We start from the raw sequence: 21,052 nt of genomic DNA, 5'->3' as shown, positions 1-21,052 counted from the left end.
GACAAGCATGCTGTTAGGGAGCGCTGCAAGTCTTTAAGGGCTGACAACGTTGCGGGTTTGCCCTATATGGACCTCTACATCGTTAGACCGACGTCAACGGCGTCGTTTCAGCGGCGGCCCGGACGGACCGTCGCTTTTGTTTTTCCGGAGGTTCCGCGTGCGGGCCAAAACCGCAGAAGACCGCGCTCTTCTCGAAATGATCGATCCAATCGCCGACAGCCAAGGGCTGGCGGTGGTGCGTGTGCGCCTGATGGGCGGCACCCTGCGTCGTCGTCTGCAGATCATGGCCGAACGCAAGTCGGACAACGACATCTCGGTCGAGGAATGCGCTCGTCTGAGCCGCGCGATTTCTGAAGTTCTCGACGTCTCGGACCCGATTGCCGGCGAGTATCTGCTGGAAGTCTCTTCGCCGGGTATCGACCGCCCGCTGACCCGCCTGATGGACTTTGACCTGTTTGAAGGTTTTGAAGCCCGTCTGGAAACCGACCGCATGGTCGAGGGCCGCAAACGCTTCAAGGGCATTGTTGCCGGTGTCGAAGGCGATCACGTCGCTATCGATCTGGACGGCGAAGAAGAAACGGCCCTGATCCCGTTTGAATGGCTGGCCGATGCCAAGCTGGTTCTGACCGACGAATTGCTCAAGCGTGGTGCCGCCCTGCGCGCTGCCCGTGGCGAGCCTGAAGATGATGGCCTGCCGGAAGGTGCGCCTGATAACCAAAACCCTGACCTGTCCAAGGACGAAGCCTGATGGCCGTGACCGGAATTTCCGCAAACCGTCTGGAACTGCTCTCGATCGCCGATGCTGTCGCGCGTGAAAAGAACATCGACCGCGAGATCGTAATCGACGCGATCGAAGAAGCGATCCAGAAGGGCGCCAAGTCGCGCTATGGCGCGCACCACGACATCCGCGCCAAGATCGACCACAAGACCGGCGAGCTTTCGCTGACCCGTCACACCACCATCGTGGCTGATGACTGGGAGCCGGAAGACGAACTCGAAGAGTTCAACGACAGCGCCATGGTTCGCCTGCGCGACGCCGCCAAGCGCGATCCGGAAGCCGTTGTCGGCAAGGAATACATCGAGGTTCTGCCGCCGTTCGAGTTCGGCCGCGTGCAAACCCAAATGGCCCGCCAGGTCGTGACCGGTAAGGTCCGTGAAGCCGAGCGCGCCAACCAGTACGAAGAATTCAAGGACCGCGTGGGCGAGATCGTCAACGGCACGGTCAAGCGCGTCGAATACGGCAACACGATCGTCGATCTGGGCCGTGGCGAAGGCATCATGCGCCGCGATCAGTCGATCCCGCGTGAAGTTTTCAACATCGGCGACCGCATCCGCACCTACATCTACGACGTCCGTCCCGAGGCCAAGGGCCCTCAGGTCATGCTGTCGCGCGCCCATCCGGGTTTCATGGCCAAGCTGTTCTCCCAGGAAGTGCCGGAAGTCTATGACGGCGTCATCGAAATCCGCGCCGCTGCCCGCGACGCCGGTTCGCGCGCCAAGATGGCCGTGCTGTCGAATGACTCATCGATCGATCCGGTCGGTGCCTGCGTCGGTATGCGTGGCTCGCGCGTTCAGGCTGTTGTGGCCGAGCTGCAAGGCGAGAAGATCGACATCATCCCGTGGGTTGATGACGAGCCGACCTTCATCGTGAATGCTCTGGCTCCGGCCGAAGTGTCCAAGGTGGTTCTGGACGAAGACGCCGACCGCGTTGAAGTCGTGGTTCCGGACGATCAACTGTCGCTGGCCATTGGCCGTCGCGGTCAGAACGTACGTCTGGCCTCGCAACTGACCGGCTGGCAGATCGACATCATCACCGAGACCCAGGACTCCGAGCGTCGCCAGCGTGAATTCGCTGAACGCACCTCGCTGTTCCAGGAAGCTCTGGACGTCGATGAAACCATCGCCCAGCTGCTGGTGACCGAAGGCTTCGCTACGGTGGAAGATCTGGCGTTCGTCGAAGCGTATGAAGTCGCCGAGATCGAAGGCTTCGACGAAGACACCGCCGAAGAACTGCAAACCCGTGCTCGTGAATACCTCGAGCGTCTGGCATCCGAACTCGACGACAAGCGCAAGGCGCTGGGCGTCGAAGACGGTGTTCTGGAAATCCCGGGCATCACCCCGCAGATGGCCGTTGCCCTCGGCGAAGGTGGCGTGAAGACCGTTGAAGATCTGGCTGATCTGGCAACCGACGAAATCCGCGGTGGTCACGAAATGCGTAACGGCGAGCGCGTGAAGCTGGCTGGCGTGCTGGAAAGCTTCAACCTGACGCAGGAAGCTGCCGAACTGCTGATCCTGCAGGCCCGCGTGGCTGCTGGCTGGATCGACGCTTCGGAACTGCCGCAGCCCGAGCCGGAATACGAAGAAGAAGTCGAAGGTGAAGAAGCCTTTGACGGCGAGTACTACGACAACGCCGAAGAAGGCGAAGTCGAAGAGGTGGAGCTGCAAGGCGACACCGACGAACCCCAAGACGCGTGATGAGGACCGCTGCTGTTCATGACTATGCCCGAGGTGCTGATCGATAGAGAGCGTCAGGATCTGGTGTCCCGCCAGGTTCTCGATGAATCTCGTCTGATCCGCTTCGTCGCTGGTCCGGACAGCGCGGTTTATCCCGACTTGGCGCGCAAGCTGCCCGGTCGCGGCCTTTGGGTCGCGGCCGATCGCGCCTCTGTCGATATGGCGGTTAAGAAGAATATGTTCGCGCGGGCCGCCAAGGCCCCGCTGAAACCGGCATCAGATTTGTCGGATTTGGTCGAAAAACTGCTGATTAAGCGTTGTTTGGACCAACTGGGCCTTGCCCGGCGCGAAGGCGTACTTATCTCTGGTTTCGAAAAAAGTGCCGCTGCGATCCGCAGTGGCAAGGCCGCATGGATGCTCGAAGCTTCCGACGGGTCAGCAGATGGCCGCAATAAGCTGATAGCTATGGCCAGACATGTGGCTCCGGCGCCGAAAATGTGCGGCGCATTCACTGCGGATGAATTGAGTTTGGCCCTTGGGCTGGAAAATGCGATACACGCCGTCCTGCTGAAAGGCGGACGCGCTGCTCGTTGGACAGAAGAAGTCGAACGTTTGGCAGGTTTTCGGGTTCTCCAACCTCAGGATTGGCGCCGGATCGAGCAAGGCGACGCCGAGGAAGACATTCGGGATCGAGGTCCTGAAGGAGAACCCTGACGGGTTTGGTGGATACGGGCCAGCTTCCGGTTAAGGAGGCGGGGCCGTATTCGTGTATGGGTATAAAAGACGAAGGCGGAATTCTCCGCCACAAGTAAAGCGACCGGATGAGCGACGAAAACGACAAAACCAACGACGGCAAGACCCCTAGCAATGCGCCTTCGCAAGGCGGCGCCCGCGCGCCCCTGACTTTGAAGCCGCGGGCTGCAGGCTCGGTCTCGACCGGCACGGTGAAGCAAAGCTTCAGCCATGGCCGATCGAAGACGGTTGTTGTCGAGACCAAGCGCCGTCCAGGCGCTGGCGGCGGCCATCAACGCCCTCAGGGCTTCGATGTTGCGCGCCCACGTAACGACGGCAATGCACCGCGCGGTAACGCGCCGCGTGGCCAATCCAACGCAGGCGGTCTGTCCGCCGAGGAGATGGAGGCCCGTCGTCGCGCCATTGCCGCTGCAACCGCAGTCAATGCCGAACGCGAGCGCCGTCAGGCCGCTGAAAAGATTGCTGCCGAAAAGGCTGCGGCCGAACGCGCTGCTGCCGCTGCTGAGGCCGCCAAGGTCGAAGCTGCTAAGGCTGCTGCCAAGCCGGTCGAGGCACCGAAGCCGGTAGAAGCGCCCAAGGTTGAAGCACCGAAGGCTGCCGAGGCTCACAAGCCTGTAGCTGCTTCTGCTCCGGCTCCGAAGCCGCGCCCGCAGGTCAACTTCGGCCAACGTACGCCCAAGGCTCCGAGCAACCGCGCTCCGGCCGCTTCGCTGGGCGGCCGCTCGGCTCGCGAGCAAGCCCAGGGTGCTGGCGATCGTCCGCAAAGCAACGACCGTCCGCAATCGGATCGTCCGCAAGGCAACCGCCCGCAGGGTAGCCGTCCGCAAGGTGGCAACCGCACCGAGGGTGGTGACCGTCCGGCACGTCCGGCACAGACTGTTCGTTATTCGGCGCTGAACCCGCGTCCGGCTCCGAACGCTGCTGGCAAGGGTCCGCGTACCGGTCCTGGTGGCCGTCCCGCTCCGAACCAACCGCCGGCAACGCCGGAAGTGGCACGTCCGGTCCGCACCGCTGGTGCAGGATTCAGCCGTCCTGATCGGGATGGCGACAGCCGCGAGAAGCGTTTCGGCGAGAACGCCCCGAGCAAGGCCGTCAGCCGTACGCGTGGTGAACCCAAGCGTCGCGAAGGCCGCCTGACCATTCACTCGGTGGCCGGTGACGGTGAAGCCGGTGAACGCATGCGCTCGCTGGCCTCGGTCCGCCGTGCTCGCGAACGTGAAAAAGAAAAACGTAAGGGCTCGTCGACCGACGCTCCGAACCGTCCGCGCGAAGTCGTCATTCCTGACGTCATCACCGTTGGCGAACTGGCTATCCGTATGGCCGTGCGTGGTGTCGACATCATCAAATTCCTGATGCGTCAGGGCCTGATGATGAAGATCAACGACGTCATCGATTCCGATACCGCCGAACTGGTGGCCTCGGAATACGGCATGACCGTCAAGCGCGTCTCGGACTCGGACGTTGAAGAAGGCTTCCTGTCTCAAGCCGACGACAGCGACGCAACCGAAGCACGTGCTCCGGTCGTGGCCATCATGGGCCACGTCGACCACGGCAAGACCTCGCTGCTGGATGCCCTGCGCACCACGGACGTCGCCGCTGGCGAAGCTGGTGGCATCACCCAGCACATCGGTGCCTATCAGGTTCGCCTGGAAGATGGTCAGCGCATCACCTTCCTGGACACCCCGGGTCACGCCGCCTTCTCGGCTATGCGTGCTCGCGGTGCGAACGTGACCGACATCGTGGTTTTGGTTGTGGCTGCCGACGATGGCGTGATGCCGCAGACGATCGAAGCCATCCAGCACGCCAAGGCTGCTGGTTCTCCGATCATCGTGGCCGTCAACAAGATCGACAAGCCGGGCGCTGATCCGCAGAAGGTCATCAACGAGCTGCTGCAACACGAGATCGTTGCCGAAGCCTACGGCGGTGACACCATGATTGTGGAGCTGTCGGCCAAGGAACGCACCAACCTGAAGGGCCTGACCGACGCCATCCTGCTTCAAACCGAAGTTCTGGAACTGCGCGCCAACCCGGAACGCTCGGCTGAAGGTGTGGTCATCGAAGGCAAGCTGGACAAGGGTCGTGGCCCGGTGGCTACGGTTCTGGTCAAGCGCGGTACGCTCAAGCGTGCTGACATCGTGGTGGCTGGTGCATCGTGGGGTAAGGTTCGCGCCTTGCTGAACGAGCGCAACGAGCAACTGAGCGAAGCTGGTCCGTCGGTTCCGGTCGAAATCCTCGGCCTGTCCGAAGCACCGACCCCGGGCGATGCCTTCGCCGTGGTGGAAAGCGAAGCCCGTGCCCGCGAGCTGGTAGAATATCGTCAACGTAGCAAGCGCGATAAGTCGCAGGCTGCTGGTGGTGCTCTGTCGCTGGCTGACATGATGGCCAAGCTGGGCACCAAGAAGATCAGCGAACTGCCGGTCCTCATCAAGTCGGACGTCCAAGGCTCGGGCGAGGCCATAGCGGCATCGCTGGAGAAGATGGGCACCGACGAAGTGCGCGCCCGTGTGGTTCTGCAAGCTGCTGGTGGTATCACCGAGAGCGACGTGAACCTGGCCAAGTCGGCCGGTGCTCCGATCCTCGGCTTCAACGTCCGTGCTTCGAAGCAAGCACGCGATCTGGCCGAGCGCGAAGGCGTCGAGATCCGTTACTACTCGATCATCTACGACCTGCTGGATGACATTAAGGGCGTGCTGTCGGGCATGCTGGCACCGATCCAACGCGAAACCTTCCTGGGTAACGCCAAGGTGCTGCAAGCCTTCGACATCACCAAGGTCGGCCGTATCGCCGGCTGCCGTGTCACCGAAGGTGTGGTCCGCAAGGGCGCTCGCGTCCGTATCATCCGCGACGACGTGGTGGTGCTGGAATTGGGCGTGCTCAACACGCTCAAGCGCTTCAAGGACGAAGTCAACGAAGTCCCGTCGGGTCAGGAATGCGGCATGCAGTTCGCCGGCTTCCAGGACATCAAGGAAGGCGACTTCATCGAGTGCTTCACCGTCGAAGAGATCAAACGCACCCTCGACTAGGGTTCGTCTCTTCCGAAGTGATCGGAATAAGGGCGCGGTATCGAAAGGTACCGCGCCTTTTTCTTTGGGTTGCACCCATCTGCCGAGACGATACGTTCTGGTGGGGCGATATCGACGGAATATGTGATGAACAAAAGCGTTTGGGCGGTGCTGGCGATGACAGCCTTTTCGGCCGTGGCTGGAAGTGCCGCGGCGGATGTCCGCTATCTGGCGTTCGACGCCGATGACCGGACGACCCAGTCACTGACGCGCGGCATCACGCTGGAGATCGAGCGCGGCCTATTCGGTGCGACACGGGTGCGTGGCCTGTATTCAACCACCAGCCGCGGCTCGGCGAACTTCCGTCCCCAGTCTGTCAGTGGTGTTCAAGATGTGGTGCCCTCCGAAGACCGAGGGGGAAGCGTCTATGCCATCGTGCCCGAAGGGGATGGCCGCGCCCTTGGCCGCGCCCTGTGCCCCGGATCGGAAGAGGCATGGCTGGTGGTGGGGCGCGTCCGCTCGGGCCGTCCCTTGACCATCCACGCTGTCGGACATTGGCCCGATGGCAAGAAACGCCACTGCGTCGCCCTGAAATACCGCTATCGCGGCGAATGGGCGGGGTTGCCCAACTCGCCGAGCGATATGCCGTCGGACCGTTAAGTCATGCGCTGGCTTGGCCTCGCTCTGCTGATGCTAGTGGCAGGGCTGGCTGGTTGGTGGAGCGCGGACTGGAAAGCTGCTCCGCGAACGCAGCAGTCGGTTGTCAGTCTCTATCTTTTGGACAACGGCTTTCACACCGATCTGGCTGTGCCGCGCGCCTTGCTTATGGCCTATGACGATGCATTGGCCGAGGCTACGGCGTCGAGCGGGCAGGGCGATTGGTTCCTCATCGGCTGGGGTGATAGCCGCTTCTATCAGGAAGAGGGCGAGATCATCGGGCGGGTCCCCGACGGTTTGAGGGCACTGTTTACGCCCGGCGGATCGACCTCTGTGGTGCGATTTATTCCGGTCCAGACCGAGGCTAGCCAAGACTTCCCCTATGAAGCTGTCGCCTTCAGCGTGGACGAAAAGGGTGCCATCGCCCTTCGGAAGCGTATCCTCGAGACCCTGACGCTGGATGCCGAGCGAGAACCCGTGGCTGCCAAGTTGATGGGCAGCGCTGTGTCCAACGCGACCTTTTGGGACTCCCCGGAGCGGTTCTCCGCTGTGCATCTGTGCAACCACTGGATGGCCTCGGTGCTCTATGCCGGCGGTGTCAGCGTGCCTGTTGGTCGCTCACTCGTATCTGCAGAACTGACACGCGCTGTAGAGGCTTATAACGAGGGTCGAACTGGACTTGATCGTCCACAATGACTAGACCGCGCCCTTCGCGTTAGTCAGCCGGCGTCCGATCCCCGGCGGCGCGAAGATGAAGGAGGCAGGTCACATGGCCCGCAAACAACACACCCGCAACGCCAGTGGTCCCCAAGGTCCGAGCCAGCGCCAGCTGCGCGCAGGCGAGCTGATCCGCCACGCCCTGGTTGATGTGCTGCGTGAAAACGAAATCCACGACGAAGTGCTGACCGGCGTTTCCCTGACCGTGACCGAAGTGCGCATGAGCCCTGATCTGCGCCACGCCACGGTCTTCGTCGAGCCGCTGGGCGCAGGCGTTACGACCGCTGACACCAACGGCCTCGAAGAGGACGTCGAAAAGGCACTGAACGAGCATTCGAAATTCGTGCGCGGCCTGCTGGGCCGCCGCATCGACATGAAATACACGCCGGAACTGCGCTTCTTGCACGACAAGAGCTTCAACGCCGCGAACATGATGGACAAGCTGTTTGCCGATCCGCGCATTCAGGCGGACCTGCAACGCAAAGACGACGAACAGGAAGACTGATGGCCCGCCGCAAGAAGGGCGATATCGTCAACGGCTGGGTCTGTCTGGATAAGCCCTACGAGATGGGCTCGACCGATGCGGTAACCAAGGTCCGTCGTCTGTTCAATGCGCAGAAGGCGGGACATGCGGGGACGCTGGACCCGCTGGCATCTGGAATCCTGCCGATTGCGCTGGGCGAGGCGACCAAGACTGTGCCGTTCATGATGGACGCGCAGAAAATTTATCGCTTCGTCATCGAGTGGGGCACCTCCACCGACAGTATCGACCGTGAAGGCACCGTCATCGGTACGTCCGATGTGCGCCCGACGGTCGAGCAGGTGAAGGCCGCGCTTCCGCAGTTCGTTGGAGAGATCGATCAGGTCCCTCCGGCCTTCTCGGCGATCCGCGTCAACGGCGAGCGCGCCTATGACCTCGCGCGCGAAGGCGTTGAAGTTGAACTGAAATCGCGTCGCGTTACGATCCACGAAGTCGCCGTCACCGACGTACCGGATGCGGACCACATCGAAGTCACCATGCGCACGGGCAAGGGCGTCTATGTGCGTTCTCTCGCGCGAGATCTTGCCGCCGTCCTCGGGGCAGAGGGGCATGTTTCGGTTCTGCGACGCGAGATGGTGGGGACGTTTTCAGTGCAGAACGCCGTCACACTGGATTTTCTCGAGGATTTGGCGCATAAGGGCCGCGCCTCTGAAGGCCTTTTGCCTGTTGCGACCGCTCTGGACGACATCCCGGATCTGGCCGTGACGGAACAGGAAGCCCTCTCTCTGAGACAGGGACGACCCATTGCTCTGCTGCCGCAGCAGATCGAACAACTCCAAAGCCGGCTGTCGTCGGAAGAGGGGCTGATCTCGGTCTATTCGGACGGGACGCTGGTTTGCCTCTGCAATCTCAAGGCCGGTCGGCTTGCGCCAGACCGCGTATTTAACCTCCAATAACGGAGACTCTGATGTCGATCACGGCTACCCGTAAAGCTGAAGTCATTGCTGAAAACGCTCGCTCGCAAGGCGACACCGGTTCGGCTGAAGTGCAAGTTGCAATCCTGTCGGTCCGCATCGCGAACCTGACCGAGCACTTCAAGACCCACAAAAAAGACAACCACTCGCGTCGCGGCCTTCTGAAGATGGTCTCGCAGCGTCGTCGTCTGCTCGACCACCTGAACAAGGTGGACAACGCCCGTTACGTGGCGCTGATCACCAAGCTGGGCCTGCGTCGCTAAGGTGCCCCGGTTGCGGATCGGATGAATTTCCACGAGGCGCGGGCGGTCACGTCCGCGCCTCGTTCCGCTCCTAGTATATGAGTTTCCCGGCGCTGTGGGACGAGACAGCGCAACCGACGCGAGGGCCGCGAGAAATGGTCCTCTTCACCATCCGGAGATGAAGGCATCACCGGATATACGGGGACCAAGGGACTGAACGGCCCGAGGCTCCGCACACCCCCGACGGGAATACGCCCGCGGGAGACGAAAGAAGAAATATGTTCGACATCAAACGCAAGACGATCGAGTGGGCGGGTCGCCCGCTGACGCTGGAAACCGGCCGCATCGCCCGTCAAGCCGACGGCGCTGTGCTGGCGACCTACGGCGAGACCGTAGTTCTGGCCACCGTCGTCTACGGTCGTGCACCGAAGCCGGGAATGGACTTCTTCCCGCTGACCGTGAACTACCAAGAAAAGACTTTCGCAGCCGGCAAGATCCCGGGTGGCTACTTCAAGCGTGAAGGCCGTCCGACCGAAAAAGAAACCCTGGTTTCGCGTCTGATCGACCGTCCGATCCGTCCGCTGTTCGTCAAGGGCTTCAAGAACGAGACGCAAGTCGTCGTCACCGTCCTTCAGCACGACCTGGAAAATGATCCGGACGTCGTCGGCATGGTTGCAGCCTCGGCTGCTCTGACCATCTCGGGCGTTCCGTTCATGGGCCCGATCGGTGCTGCTCGCGTCGGCATGATCGACGGTGAGCTGGTTCTGAACCCGACCATCGACCAAATCCCGACCTCGGACCTCGACCTCGTCGTCGCCGGCACTGCCGACGCTCTGATGATGGTTGAATCCGAAGCCAAGGAACTGTCGGAAGACAAGATGCTCGAGGCCCTGATGTTTGCCCATAAGGGCATGCAGCCGGTCATCGACGCCATCATCGAACTGGCCGAGCACGCCGCCAAAGAGCCTTTCGACTTCCAGGCGGAAGACCATTCGGACGTTGTCGCTTCGATCAAGTCGCTGGTTGGCGAAGAGATCAAGGCTGCCTACGCGCATCCGGGCAAGCACGAGCGTCGCTCGGGCGTTGACGCTGCCAAGAAGAAGGCTGCCGAAGCTCTCGTGAAGACCGAAGAGAACCCGGACGGCGTTGACTCGTCCAAATTCTCGGCTGCCTTCAAGGAATGTGAAGCTGACGTGCTGCGTCGCGACATCATCGAAAACGCTCACCGCGTTGACGGTCGTGCGCTCGACAAGGTCCGCGCTATCGTTTCGGAAGTCGGCGTCCTGCCGCGCACCCACGGTTCGGCCCTGTTCACCCGTGGTGAAACGCAAGCTCTGGTCGTCGCTACGCTGGGCACCGGCGAAGACGAGCAGTACATCGACAGCCTGACCGGCACCTACAAAGAAAACTTCCTGCTGCACTACAACTTCCCGCCATACTCGGTCGGTGAAGCTGGTCGCATGGGCTCGCCGGGTCGCCGCGAAATCGGTCACGGCAAGCTGGCATGGCGCGCAATCCGCCCGATGCTGCCTTCGAAGGAAGACTTCCCGTACACTATCCGTCTGGTGTCGGAGATCACCGAGTCGAACGGCTCGTCCTCGATGGCAACCGTCTGCGGTTCGTCGCTGGCCCTGATGGATGCGGGCGTTCCGCTGATCCGTCCGGTGTCGGGTATCGCCATGGGTCTGATCCTGGAGCCGTCGGGCGAGTTCGCCATCCTGTCGGACATCCTGGGTGACGAAGATCACCTGGGCGACATGGACTTCAAGGTCGCTGGTACCTCGGAAGGCATCACCTCGCTGCAGATGGACATCAAGGTCCCGGGCATCACCGAAGAGATCATGAAGCAGGCTATCGCCCAAGCTTCGGCTGGTCGTCTGCACATCCTCGGCGAAATGGCCAAGGCCATGGAAGCGCCGCGCGCTGAACTGGGCGAGTTCGCTCCGAAGATCGAGTCGATCAAGATCGCTGTCGACAAGATCCGCGAAGTCATCGGTTCGGGCGGCAAGGTCATCCGCGAGATCGTGGAAAAGACCGGTGCCAAGATCGACATCGCTGACGATGGCACGATCAAGATCGCTGCCAACGAACAAGAGAAGATCGAAGCCGCTCGCGACTGGATCAACTCGATCGCAGCAGAGCCGGAAGTCGGCACCATCTACACCGGTAAGGTCGTGAAGGTCGTCGATTTCGGCGCATTCGTGAACTTCTTCGGTGCCAAGGACGGTCTGGTCCACGTGTCGCAACTGGCTCTGGAACGCGTTGCCAACCCGGCTGACGTCGTTTCGGAAGGTCAGGAAGTTAAGGTTAAATTCCTCGGCTTCGACGACCGCGGCAAGACCAAGCTGTCGATGAAGGTTGTTGATCAAGCCACGGGTGAAGACCTGACGGACAAGATCAACGCCGAGCGCGCCGAGCGCGGCGAAGCCCCGCTGTCTGACGACACCGGTGGCCGTCCGAAGCGTGAAGGTGGCGACCGTGGCGGTCGTCGTCCGCGCCGCGACTAAGAGTTGATCTTTTGATCAAAAAGAACCCCGTCGGACTTCGTCCGGCGGGGTTTTTTGATCGAGCGACAGAAGGCTTTGCCTTCTGTCGGGCGCTACGTTCGCGACGCGGTCGCTCACTTCTTGAGCGCTTTTATACTCTGAGAGTTTTTGGAGTTAGGCGGCGCACTCGGCGGGCTTTTCGTCGGGGCCGAAGAAGTCGCAGCCGCGTTTAATCTCGTTTTCGATCATCTGACAGGGATTGGCGACGTTGCAGGGCGGTCGTGTCGCGGGGCTTACGGCGATGCAGCGACGCACCAGCGCCTGCGCGGCTTCGTCTCCGCGCTCCTCGCGACAGGTGATCGGTTTTTCGAGGGGTTGGCCTTCCGGTGAGAGGCTACCGGACTGAATGGCGCCAGTGGTCTCGACGGCGGCGGCCGCAGGCGTCGTCGGCGGGACCGCCGGGGTCGGGACGGGGTCAGACGGTCGGGCGTCACAGGCACCGAGTATCAGTGCGAACAGGCTCGTCGACACAAGGGCGATGGCTTGGCGGGGCATGGGGCTTCCTTCCTGTTCAGAAAGATAAGCCCCTGCCTGTGATGACGGTTCCGGGCTTAAGCCGCTTCGACTGCAGCCTTTTGCAGTTCGAACAGCTCTACGCAGCCCTTCTCGGCCAGCGCGAACAGTTGGTCGAATTCGGCGCGCGAGAAGCCGCGCTTTTCGCCGGTGGCCTGAATTTCAACGATGTTGCCGTCGCCCGTCAGCACATAGTTGCTATCAGCTTCTGCGGTGGAATCCTCGTCATAGTCGAGGTCCAGCACGGCGACGTCATTATAGATACCGCACGAAACGGCGGCGACCTGATCGAGGATCGGGTACTTGGCCAGCGTTCCGGCTTCGACCATCTTCTTGAAGGCGATGGCCATAGCGACCCAAGCGCCCGTGATGGACGCGGTACGGGTGCCGCCATCGGCCTGGATCACGTCACAGTCCACCACGACCTGACGCTCGCCCAAAGCTTCCAGATCGACAACAGCGCGCAGCGAGCGGCCTATCAGACGCTGGATTTCCTGTGTGCGGCCCGACTGCTTGCCAGCAGCCGCTTCACGGCGGCCACGGGTGTGGGTGGCGCGTGGCAGCATGCCGTACTCAGCGGTTACCCAGCCCTTGCCCGTGTTGCGCATCCAGCCCGGCACCTTCTCCTCGACCGAGGCGGTGACCAGCACCTTGGTGTGGCCAAAGCTGACCATGCACGAGCCCTCGGCATAGCGGGTTACGCCTGTCTCCAGCGTAACGGTGCGCAGTTGGTCGGGGGTGCGTTCGGAAGGACGCATGGAGATACCTCGCAAAAGTAGGACAGCCGCAGCTTGCGCGGCGCAGTTGACTGCTTATCCTGAATAAGACGGCGCGCGTCCATGCGCGCTCGAGAGTTTCTAGGATCAACCGGACAATGAGCCTGCTCCATCCTTCGCCTGGCCTGTCCACGCTGGACGGCCGTGCTCGCGATATTTTCCGTCGCGTCGTTGAAAGCTATCTCGAAACGGGTGAGCTGGTCGGCTCGGCGACCATCCAAAAGGGCGGTGTGGCGCTATCGTCGGCCTCGATCCGCAACACCATGCAGCAACTGACGGCAGCGGGGCTTTTGCTGTCGCCGCACACATCGGCGGGTCGCGCTCCCACCCACGCTGGCTTGCGGCTGTTCGTTGACGGCTTGCTGGAGGTCGGGGATCTCGGTCAGGAGGAGCGCCGCGAAATCGATGCCCGTCTGGGCAGCATGGGCTCGGGTGGACATTCCGCCAATGTGGAGGAAGCGCTGGAGGCAGCGTCTTCGCTTCTGTCAGGTCTAGCCGGTGGGGCCGGCATCGTTGCCAGCCCTGTCAGCGACGCAGGCGTGCGCCACGTCGAGTTTGTCAAACTGGGCGTTGATCAGGCGCTGGCGGTTCTGGTTGCGGACGACGGCACGGTCGAGAACCGGATCATGAACCTCAGCGCGGGCGTGACGCCATCGACGCTGCAGGAGGCTTCCAACTTCCTTTCCCAACGTCTGCGAGGCCGCCCTCTAGCCGATGCCCGTCAGGAAATGCGTGCCGAGGTGGAGACGGCAAGGCGCGAACTGGACGAGGCAGGGGCCCGTCTGGTCGAGCAGGGGCTCGCCGCTTGGACAGGGCAGGGCGAACGCGACCGCAGCCTGATCGTGCGGGGTCGCGCCAATCTTCTGCAAGACGCAAAGGCGGTCGAGGACATCGAACGCGTGCGGATCTTGTTCGACGATCTCGAACAGAAAGAACAGTTGATCAATCTGCTGGACGACGTGGGTGTCGCACAGGGCGTGCGCATCTATATCGGTGCAGAAACAAGACTATTTTCACTTTCGGGTTCCGCAGTCATCGCGGCACCCTATATGTCAGGCAGACAGCGTGTCCTTGGTGCCATTGGCGTGATAGGACCCGCGCGATTGAACTATGCCCGTGTCATCCCGTTGGTGGACTATACCGCCCGGGTGCTGGGCCGGATTCTGGACGGACAGGAACGTGACGGATCATAACGAAGAGACCCGGGATCAACTCGAGCAAGACCTCAACGAGGACATGGCCATCCCGGAAAATGACGAAGACGCACAGATGGACGCGCTCGATGCCCTGATCGCCGAGCGCGACCAGTGGCGTGACCGTGCGCTGCGTGCTGCCGCCGAGGCCGAGAACACCAAGCGCCGCGCTGAGACCCAAGCTAACGACGCACGCGCCTATGCCATCCAGCGTTTCTCCAAGGATCTGCTGGGCGTCGCCGACAGCTTGGAGCGTGCGCTGCAACCCGCGCCGAAAGAGTCGGAAGGCGCGACTGCCAGCCTCGTGACGGGTCTGGAACTGGTGCAAAAGTCGCTTCTGTCGGCCTTCGAGGCCAATGGTCTGAAGAAGGTCGCTCCAGAAGCCGGTGAAGCCTTTGACCCGCACTTCCATCAGGCAATGATGGAACAGCCGTCTGATACGGTTCAGGGCGGTCAGGTCATCCAGACGCTTCAGCCGGGCTATTCGCTGTTTGACCGCACCGTGCGTGCGGCCATGGTCGTCGTGGCCGCCAAGGGCTCGGGCCCAGCGGCGGGTGGTGCCTATAGCGAAGCCAACACTACCGGCGGCAATCTGGACGAGAAGGCCTGATAGGCTAGCCAGACACTAAAAATGAAAAACCCGCTGCCCATTGGACAGCGGGTTTTTTGTATCTCAGCCTTTCACGAAGCGGGCGAAATGCTCGATCATCCGGCGCTCGCCTTCTCGGGCTGCAGACGGGTTGTACATGGGGCGATAGTCGGCATGGAAACCGTGCTGCGCCCCTTCAAACAGGGTGACATGGCTGTCGGTGCGACCTGCGGCCCCGAGGGCTTCATTCATGGCGGCAACGCTGTCGTTGGGGATGCCGGTGTCCTGATCGCCATAGAGACCGATGACCGGGCCGCCCAGCTCGCCAACCAGATCAATGGGCCATGGCTTTCCGGCTTCGATTTGTTCCGGGGTGGCGTTGGCGGCAGGGGCCAAGCGCCCATACCAAGCAACGCCTGCTTTTATTTCCTGGCCAAAGCGCGCGGCGGCCTGCCACACGACCTTGCCGCCCCAGCAGAAACCGGTGATGCCCACGCGGCCCGTGTCTGCGAACGGCTGTGCCTTGGCCCACGCCAGCCCGCCGGCGATATCGCCCATCACCTGTTCATAGGTAGCCTTGTTCACGATGGCGATGATCTGTTGGAAGTCGCTGAGCGGTGCCGGATCGGCCTCGCGCACGAAGAAGGCGGGCGCAATCGCAACATAGCCCTCACGGGCCAGTCGGCGGCAGACATCGCGGATGTATTCATGGACGCCGAAAATCTCGGAAGCGACGATAATCACAGGGAAGGGGCCTGCACCTGAGGGGCGCGCCACATAGGCCGGCAGCTGGAAACCGTCAGGTGCCGGATAGGTGATGTCTCCCGCATCCAGTCCATCGCTCGAGGTCTGGATCGGCGTCGCCTCTTGCGACATCGCTGCGGGGGCATAGGCAGCAAAGGCCGCGCCGGCCGCTGCGATCTTGCCCAGACCACGGCGTGTGGGGGCCGTTTGGTCTTCAGACAAACCTTCCGGAGTGGTGATGTTGGCCATGGTCTCTAGCTCCCGTCCGTTATCGTTTCATGTGAAACATTAAGTGCTTGTGCCGTCACTAGGGGCGACTGCACGCCGCAAAGTCAGATTGATCCGCCCTCCGGATGGCAGCAGGCGCGACGTCCCTGAAATAACCCGGTCGATCCCGTGGCGCGCCAATCGCGCCGGTCCAGACAGGATGCAGACATCCCCCGATGCCAGTCTGACTGAACGCGTCGGACCACCCTCGGCAGCACCATATCGGAAAACAGCGGTGTCGCCCAATGAGACCGAAAGAACCGGAGCAGTAAAGTCCGCTTCATCCTTATCCTGATGAAGTCCCATCTTGGCGGTGTCCTCATAGAAGTTCACCAGACAGGCATCGGGCGGCGCAGAGTATCCGCTCAGCTCATTCCAGATGGACAGCAGAACAGGTGGTATTGGCGGCCATGGCTCATTGGTTTCGGGATGGGCCGGCTGGTATCGATAGCCCTTGCGGTCCGATACCCATCCCAATGGCCCACAGTTGGTCATGCGTACCGAGAACGCCTTTCCGCCCGGTGTCACCGGCCGATAAAGCGGCGCGGCCCTGACCACAGCGCGAATATCATCCAGCAAGGCGATCTGCTGGTTCGCATCGAGCAAACCCGGCCAAACGACAAAGCCCTCCAGACCCGTGTTCAGGGCCGGCGGAACGATCAGATTGGAGACGGTATCTTCACTCATTGTCATCAAAACTGCGCGGGAATGGCGGCAAGGTCGATCCCTCAGGGGCGGAATTGGCGCAACGTCGACAGAAAACAGATTCATTGCGTCGGAAGCCCTTGCAGCCGCTAGGGACTTTCCCATATCCGACTGCGAACGGTCACGAACCGGTCGTGGTTTCACGACGGATCGGCCAATCTGATTTAACCTGCTGATCCGGCCTTGCCGGTGAGGCGTCTCAAGCCCAACTGGGGGCGGTCAAGCGCGGCGCTTTTGAAGGCCGCCGCATCGCCCGCCGCAAGGAGTGAAATAGACAAGGCCATGGCCAAGATTATCGGCATCGACCTCGGCACCACCAACTCGTGCGTCGCCGTCATGGACGGCAGCAACCCCAAGGTCATCGAAAACGCCGAAGGCGCTCGCACCACCCCGTCGGTGGTCGCGATCCAGGACGGCGGTGAAGTTCTGGTGGGTCAACCCGCCAAGCGTCAGGCTGTGACCAACCCGTCCAACACCTTCTTCGCCATCAAGCGTCTGATCGGTCGTAACTTCGACGATCCGGTGGTAGCCAAAGACAAGGGCATGGTGCCCTTCGAAATCACCAAGGGCCCGAACGGCGACGCCTGGGTCAAGGCCCACGGCAAGGACTACTCGCCGCAACAGGTTTCGGCCTACACCCTGACCAAGATGAAGGAAGCCGCAGAGGCTTACCTGGGTGAAACCGTCACCCAGGCCGTCATCACGGTTCCGGCCTACTTCAACGACGCCCAGCGTCAGGCCACCAAGGACGCCGGCAAGATCGCCGGCCTTGAAGTCCTGCGTATCATCAACGAGCCGACCGCAGCCGCTCTGGCCTATGGTCTGGACAAGAACGACGGTCAGAAGATCGCCGTTTACGACCTCGGCGGTGGTACCTTCGACGTCTCGATCCTCGAGATCGGCGATGGCGTCTTCGAAGTGAAGTCGACCAACGGCGACACCTTCCTCGGTGGTGAAGACTTCGACCTGCGTCTGGTCGACTACCTCGCCGACGAGTTCAAGAAGGAGCAGGGCGTCGACCTGCGTCAGGACAAGCTGGCTCTGCAGCGCCTGAAGGAAGAGGCCGAAAAGGCCAAGAAGGAACTGTCCTCGACCACCCAGTACGAGGTCAACCTGCCGTTCATCACCATGAACGCTTCGGGCCCGCTGCACCTGAACATCAAGCTGTCGCGCGCCAAGCTGGAAGCTCTGGTCGAAGACCTGATCACCCGCACGATCGAGCCGTGCAAGAAGGCTCTGGCGGATGCCGGCCTGAAGGCTTCGGATATCGACGAAGTGGTTCTGGTCGGTGGTATGACCCGCATGCCTGCGGTTCAGGAAGCCGTGAAGAAATACTTCGGCAAAGAGCCGCACAAGGGTGTGAACCCTGACGAAGTCGTGGCTCTGGGCGCTGCTGTTCAGGCTGGCGTTCTGCAAGGCGACGTCAAGGACGTGCTGCTGCTGGACGTGACCCCGCTGACCCTGGGCATCGAGACCCTGGGTGGCGTGTTCACCCCGCTGATCGAGCGCAACACCACCATCCCGACCAAGAAGGCTCAGGTCTTCTCGACCGCCGAAGACAACCAGTCGGCTGTGACCATCCGCGTGTTCCAAGGCGAGCGCCCGATGGCTGCGGACAACAAGATGCTCGGCCAGTTCGACCTGATGGGCATTCCGCCGGCACCGCGCGGCATGCCGCAGATCGAGGTTGCCTTCGACATCGACGCCAACGGCATCGTGCACGTCACGGCCAAGGACAAGGCGACGAACAAGGAGCACTCGATCCGCATTCAGGCCAATGGTGGCCTGTCGGACTCGGACATCGAGCAAATGGTCAAGGAAGCTGAAGCCAACGCTGCAGCCGACAAGGCCCGTAAGGAACTGGTTGAAGCCGTTAACTCGGCCGATGCTCTGATCCACTCGACCGAGAAGGCTATGTCGGAACACGGCGACAAGGTTGGCGAAGCTGAAAAGACCGCCATCCAGACCGCTATCGACGAGCTGAAGTCGGCCAAGGAAGGCACCGATCCGGAGCCGATCCGCGAGAAGACCAACGCTCTGGCCCAAGCTTCGATGAAGCTGGGTGAAGCCATGTACTCTGCCCAGCAGGGTGCCGAGGGTGCAGCCGAACAGCCGGCTGATGATGGCGTGGTCGATGCCGAGTTCGAGGAAGTCTCGGACGACGCCGACAAGAAGTCCTGATCCTTCGGGGTTAGGTAATGAAATGGCCCCGCTTGCCAGACGGTAGGCGGGGTCTTTCTTGAAGTTCGCCCTATCGCCCGTCGGGCTACATGAGGGCAGTTAGTAAGTTGTCCTACCGCCCTTCGGGCTACATGAGGACATTATCTGTGAGATCCCTTGAGGCCCAGCCGGGTAGCTCGGGTCAGTTTCACAACTTGCATCATTCGATCCGGCACCCAATGTCTGCTGGATCAATCCGTACGCTGACGGGCTGGATCAACGGTCCGCAGGGGCGGCGAGAAGGTAAGAGGACGAACGCCTGATGGCGCAACGTGACTATTACGAAATCCTCGGGGTGGAGCGGACGATCGACGCCGCAGGCCTCAAGAGTGCGTATCGCAAGCTGGCGATGCAGCACCACCCCGACCGCAACGGTGGCTCCGAAGAGTCTGTTGCCAAATTCAAAGAGATTTCCGAAGCCTATTCGGTGCTGTCTGACGACGACAAGCGTGCCGCCTATGACCGCTACGGCCACGCAGGCGTGAATGGCGGTGCCGGTGGCGGCAACCCGTTCGGTCAAGGCGGCGGCCAAGGCTTCCACGACATCAACGACATCTTCAGCCAGGTCTTCGGCGACGCGTTCGGCGATGCCTTTGGCGGCGGTGGTCGTGGTCGCTCCAGCAACGGCCCGCGCCGTGGCTCGGACCTGCGCTACGACATGGAGATCACCCTCGAGCAGGCCTATCAGGGTGCCGAGGTCGAGATTTCCGTCCCCACCACTATGACTTGCGAGCCGTGCGAAGGTTCCGGTGCCAAGGCTGGCAGCAAGCCGACCATTTGCTCGACCTGCGGCGGTGCTGGCCGTGTCCGTCAGGCCAATGGCTTCTTCCAGGTCGAACGCACCTGCCCGCGTTGCGGCGGCTCGGGCGAGATGATCACCGACCCGTGCCCGGAATGCCGTGGTCACGGTCAGGTCCGCAAGACCCGCCGTCTGTCGCTGAAGATCCCTGCCGGTGTCGATGACGGATCGCGCATCCGCCTGACAGGCGAGGGCGAGGCCGGACAGCGCGGCGGTCCGCGTGGCGACCTTTATGTCTTCCTGTCCGTCTTGCCGCACGAACTGTTCGAACGTGACAACCTCGATCTTCTGGTCACCGTTCCGGTGCCGATGACGGTTGCCGCGCTGGGCGGCTCGGTCGACGCACCTTGTCTTGTTTCGACCGCCTGTGACGGTGCCTGCCGTCAGCCGGTCGATGTTCCGGCAGGCTCACAGACGGGTAAGACCGTTCGCATCAAGGGCAAGGGTATGCCCCACCTGAACGGGCGTACGCGTGGCGACCTCGTGGTCGAACTGTTCGTGGAAACACCCACAGATCTTACGGCGCGCCAGAAGGAACTTATGCAGGAACTGGCCGCTTCTCTCGGCGAAAAACAGACACCCCGAAACACCAGTTTCGCTGGCAAGGCCAAGCGTTTCTGGGCAGATATCATGGGTGCTGAAACCGACGGTTCGAAAGAAGACGCTGCGTGAGTGAAATTTTCCACGCCGGTATATCCGGTTATCGGGGCCGCATGGGCCGTGCGGTCTCCAATGTACTGGATGCACGTTCGGATGTGGTTGTGGCTGCACGCTTCGACCGTGGTGACACGGTTGATCTGAAGCTGTGCGACGTCATCATCGACTTTTCGACGCCCGAGGCTTCGGTCGCCTTGGCGCAAGCCTGTGCCGAAGCAGGCGGACCGGCGTTGGTTATCGGCTCGACCGGACTGAATGAAGAGCAAGAAGCGCTGATCGAAGCGGCAGCCGAAAAGGTCGCCATCGTCAAAAGCGGCAACTTCTCGCTGGGCGTGAACATGTTGATCGGTCTGGTCCGCAATGCCGCCCAGCGCCTGGATGGTGCTGACTGGGATATCGAAATCACCGAGGCCCATCACCGTCGCAAGGTCGACAGTCCTTCAGGCACTGCCCTGATGCTGGGCGAGGCGGCAGCCGATGGGCGTCGCGGTGAACTTTCCGAACTGCGCACAGCCCCTTATGACGGCGTCCAGGGTCCGCGTGAGAGCGGCAAGATCGGCTTCTCCACCATCCGTGGCGGCGGCATTATCGGCGAGCACACCGTGATGTTCGCCTCCGAGGACGAGGTCCTCAGCCTGTCGCACTCTGCCATCGACCGCAGTCTGTTCGCCAAGGGCGCGGTGGCCGCTGCCGCATGGGTTCGCAATCGCCAGCCCGGTCTTTACGACATGCAGGACGTGCTCGGCTTCCGTCAGGCCTGAGG

The 21,052-nt window shown here is 61.8% G+C and carries 19 protein-coding genes; 15 read left to right on the top strand and 4 right to left on the bottom strand.

Going from position 1 to position 21,052, the window contains the following annotated elements; all coding sequences use genetic code 11:
- The first annotated feature begins 157 nt into the window (after window positions 1–157).
- From rimP to pnp, 10 genes are all read left to right on the top strand, one after another.
- A complete protein-coding gene (gene rimP / locus LOX95_RS01250) occupies window positions 158–748 on the top strand; it encodes a ribosome maturation factor RimP (RefSeq protein WP_242912473.1) in 591 nt (196 codons plus the stop codon).
- Entirely contained in the window at window positions 748–2,475 is a 1,728-nt protein-coding gene (nusA, locus tag LOX95_RS01245; protein ID WP_242912472.1) for a transcription termination factor NusA, read from the top strand. Before rimP ends, nusA begins: the two co-directional genes overlap by 1 nt.
- 18 nt (window positions 2,476–2,493) lie before the next feature.
- Window positions 2,494–3,168, top strand: coding sequence for an RNA-binding protein (locus LOX95_RS01240; RefSeq protein WP_242912471.1), 675 nt, complete (start codon window positions 2,494–2,496; stop codon window positions 3,166–3,168).
- Between the two features lie 107 nt (window positions 3,169–3,275).
- The gene (gene infB / locus LOX95_RS01235) at window positions 3,276–6,230 is read left to right on the top strand and encodes a translation initiation factor IF-2 (protein ID WP_242912470.1); all 2,955 of its coding nucleotides are present in this window, start codon (window positions 3,276–3,278) and stop codon (window positions 6,228–6,230) included.
- Window positions 6,231–6,356: 126 nt separating this feature from the next.
- Entirely contained in the window at window positions 6,357–6,869 is a 513-nt protein-coding gene (locus tag LOX95_RS01230; protein ID WP_242912469.1) for a hypothetical protein, read from the top strand.
- Between the two features lie 3 nt (window positions 6,870–6,872).
- Window positions 6,873–7,562, top strand: coding sequence for a DUF2459 domain-containing protein (locus LOX95_RS01225; RefSeq protein WP_242912468.1), 690 nt, complete (start codon window positions 6,873–6,875; stop codon window positions 7,560–7,562).
- 73 nt (window positions 7,563–7,635) lie between these two features.
- Complete coding sequence (gene rbfA, locus LOX95_RS01220; RefSeq protein WP_242912467.1) at window positions 7,636–8,088, top strand: 30S ribosome-binding factor RbfA; 453 nt, start codon at window positions 7,636–7,638, stop codon at window positions 8,086–8,088.
- Window positions 8,088–9,020: a tRNA pseudouridine(55) synthase TruB gene (truB, locus tag LOX95_RS01215; RefSeq protein ID WP_242912466.1), complete on the top strand. Its 933-nt coding sequence runs from the start codon at window positions 8,088–8,090 to the stop codon at window positions 9,018–9,020. Before rbfA ends, truB begins: the two co-directional genes overlap by 1 nt.
- A gap of 11 nt (window positions 9,021–9,031) precedes the next feature.
- Window positions 9,032–9,301, top strand: coding sequence for a 30S ribosomal protein S15 (gene rpsO / locus LOX95_RS01210; RefSeq protein WP_242912465.1), 270 nt, complete (start codon window positions 9,032–9,034; stop codon window positions 9,299–9,301).
- Window positions 9,302–9,558: 257 nt separating this feature from the next.
- Entirely contained in the window at window positions 9,559–11,787 is a 2,229-nt protein-coding gene (gene pnp, locus LOX95_RS01205) for a polyribonucleotide nucleotidyltransferase (RefSeq protein ID WP_242912464.1), read from the top strand.
- Window positions 11,788–11,940: 153 nt separating this feature from the next.
- On the opposite strand, the gene LOX95_RS01200 is transcribed toward pnp, so the two are convergent.
- On the bottom strand, window positions 11,941–12,321 hold the full coding sequence (locus LOX95_RS01200) for a hypothetical protein (RefSeq protein ID WP_242912463.1): 381 nt from the start codon (window positions 12,319–12,321) through the stop codon (window positions 11,941–11,943).
- Between the two features lie 56 nt (window positions 12,322–12,377).
- Window positions 12,378–13,097: a ribonuclease PH gene (gene rph / locus LOX95_RS01195; RefSeq protein WP_242912462.1), complete on the bottom strand. Its 720-nt coding sequence runs from the start codon at window positions 13,095–13,097 to the stop codon at window positions 12,378–12,380.
- 116 nt (window positions 13,098–13,213) lie between these two features.
- Between rph and hrcA the strand changes: the two genes are divergently transcribed.
- Window positions 13,214–14,308: a heat-inducible transcriptional repressor HrcA gene (gene hrcA, locus LOX95_RS01190; protein WP_242912461.1), complete on the top strand. Its 1,095-nt coding sequence runs from the start codon at window positions 13,214–13,216 to the stop codon at window positions 14,306–14,308.
- Window positions 14,309–14,351: 43 nt separating this feature from the next.
- Window positions 14,352–14,918 carry a nucleotide exchange factor GrpE gene (gene grpE / locus LOX95_RS01185; protein ID WP_242913090.1) on the top strand — a complete coding sequence of 189 codons (567 nt, stop codon included), beginning with the start codon at window positions 14,352–14,354 and terminating at the stop codon, window positions 14,916–14,918.
- 63 nt (window positions 14,919–14,981) lie between these two features.
- Here the strand turns inward: grpE and LOX95_RS01180 are convergent, their stop codons facing one another.
- Together LOX95_RS01180 and LOX95_RS01175 are read right to left on the bottom strand one after the other, a co-directional pair.
- Window positions 14,982–15,890, bottom strand: a complete 909-nt coding sequence (locus LOX95_RS01180; RefSeq protein ID WP_242912460.1) for a dienelactone hydrolase family protein — start codon at window positions 15,888–15,890, stop codon at window positions 14,982–14,984.
- Between the two features lie 39 nt (window positions 15,891–15,929).
- A complete protein-coding gene (locus LOX95_RS01175; RefSeq protein WP_242912459.1) occupies window positions 15,930–16,595 on the bottom strand; it encodes an alpha-ketoglutarate-dependent dioxygenase AlkB in 666 nt (221 codons plus the stop codon).
- A gap of 300 nt (window positions 16,596–16,895) precedes the next feature.
- On the opposite strand from LOX95_RS01175, the gene dnaK reads away from it, so the two are divergent.
- From dnaK to dapB, 3 genes are all read left to right on the top strand, one after another.
- Window positions 16,896–18,794 (top strand): molecular chaperone DnaK, encoded by a 1,899-nt coding sequence (gene dnaK, locus LOX95_RS01170; protein WP_242912458.1) that lies wholly within the window; start codon window positions 16,896–16,898, stop codon window positions 18,792–18,794.
- 301 nt (window positions 18,795–19,095) lie between these two features.
- Window positions 19,096–20,304 carry a molecular chaperone DnaJ gene (gene dnaJ, locus LOX95_RS01165; protein WP_242912457.1) on the top strand — a complete coding sequence of 403 codons (1,209 nt, stop codon included), beginning with the start codon at window positions 19,096–19,098 and terminating at the stop codon, window positions 20,302–20,304.
- Window positions 20,301–21,050, top strand: a complete 750-nt coding sequence (dapB, locus tag LOX95_RS01160) for a 4-hydroxy-tetrahydrodipicolinate reductase (RefSeq protein ID WP_242912456.1) — start codon at window positions 20,301–20,303, stop codon at window positions 21,048–21,050. The genes dnaJ and dapB overlap by 4 nt, the downstream gene beginning before the upstream one ends.
- The last annotated feature ends 2 nt before the right edge of the window (window positions 21,051–21,052 follow it).

This window comes from Brevundimonas pishanensis (assembly GCF_022750635.1).
GTDB classification, from domain to species: Bacteria; Pseudomonadota; Alphaproteobacteria; order Caulobacterales; family Caulobacteraceae; genus Brevundimonas; species Brevundimonas pishanensis.
This window is presented reverse-complemented; position numbering and strand designations above follow the sequence as displayed.

What these genes read in the sequence shown, in the direction of transcription:
- pnp (WP_242912464.1), top strand. Translation starts at nt 9,559, where the DNA reads ATGTTCGACATCAAACGCAAGACGATCGAGTGGGCGGGTCGCCCGCTG.
- dnaJ (WP_242912457.1), top strand. Translation starts at nt 19,096, where the DNA reads ATGGCGCAACGTGACTATTACGAAATCCTCGGGGTGGAGCGGACGATC.
- LOX95_RS01200 (WP_242912463.1), bottom strand. Translation starts at nt 12,321, where the DNA reads ATGCCCCGCCAAGCCATCGCCCTTGTGTCGACGAGCCTGTTCGCACTG.
- LOX95_RS01225 (WP_242912468.1), top strand. Translation starts at nt 6,873, where the DNA reads ATGCGCTGGCTTGGCCTCGCTCTGCTGATGCTAGTGGCAGGGCTGGCT.
- rpsO (WP_242912465.1), top strand. Translation starts at nt 9,032, where the DNA reads ATGTCGATCACGGCTACCCGTAAAGCTGAAGTCATTGCTGAAAACGCT.
- infB (WP_242912470.1), top strand. Translation starts at nt 3,276, where the DNA reads ATGAGCGACGAAAACGACAAAACCAACGACGGCAAGACCCCTAGCAAT.
- LOX95_RS01240 (WP_242912471.1), top strand. Translation starts at nt 2,494, where the DNA reads ATGACTATGCCCGAGGTGCTGATCGATAGAGAGCGTCAGGATCTGGTG.
- LOX95_RS01230 (WP_242912469.1), top strand. Translation starts at nt 6,357, where the DNA reads ATGAACAAAAGCGTTTGGGCGGTGCTGGCGATGACAGCCTTTTCGGCC.
- grpE (WP_242913090.1), top strand. Translation starts at nt 14,352, where the DNA reads ATGGCCATCCCGGAAAATGACGAAGACGCACAGATGGACGCGCTCGAT.
- LOX95_RS01175 (WP_242912459.1), bottom strand. Translation starts at nt 16,595, where the DNA reads ATGAGTGAAGATACCGTCTCCAATCTGATCGTTCCGCCGGCCCTGAAC.
- LOX95_RS01180 (WP_242912460.1), bottom strand. Translation starts at nt 15,890, where the DNA reads ATGGCCAACATCACCACTCCGGAAGGTTTGTCTGAAGACCAAACGGCC.
- dnaK (WP_242912458.1), top strand. Translation starts at nt 16,896, where the DNA reads ATGGCCAAGATTATCGGCATCGACCTCGGCACCACCAACTCGTGCGTC.
- rph (WP_242912462.1), bottom strand. Translation starts at nt 13,097, where the DNA reads ATGCGTCCTTCCGAACGCACCCCCGACCAACTGCGCACCGTTACGCTG.
- rbfA (WP_242912467.1), top strand. Translation starts at nt 7,636, where the DNA reads ATGGCCCGCAAACAACACACCCGCAACGCCAGTGGTCCCCAAGGTCCG.
- hrcA (WP_242912461.1), top strand. Translation starts at nt 13,214, where the DNA reads ATGAGCCTGCTCCATCCTTCGCCTGGCCTGTCCACGCTGGACGGCCGT.
- truB (WP_242912466.1), top strand. Translation starts at nt 8,088, where the DNA reads ATGGCCCGCCGCAAGAAGGGCGATATCGTCAACGGCTGGGTCTGTCTG.
- nusA (WP_242912472.1), top strand. Translation starts at nt 748, where the DNA reads ATGGCCGTGACCGGAATTTCCGCAAACCGTCTGGAACTGCTCTCGATC.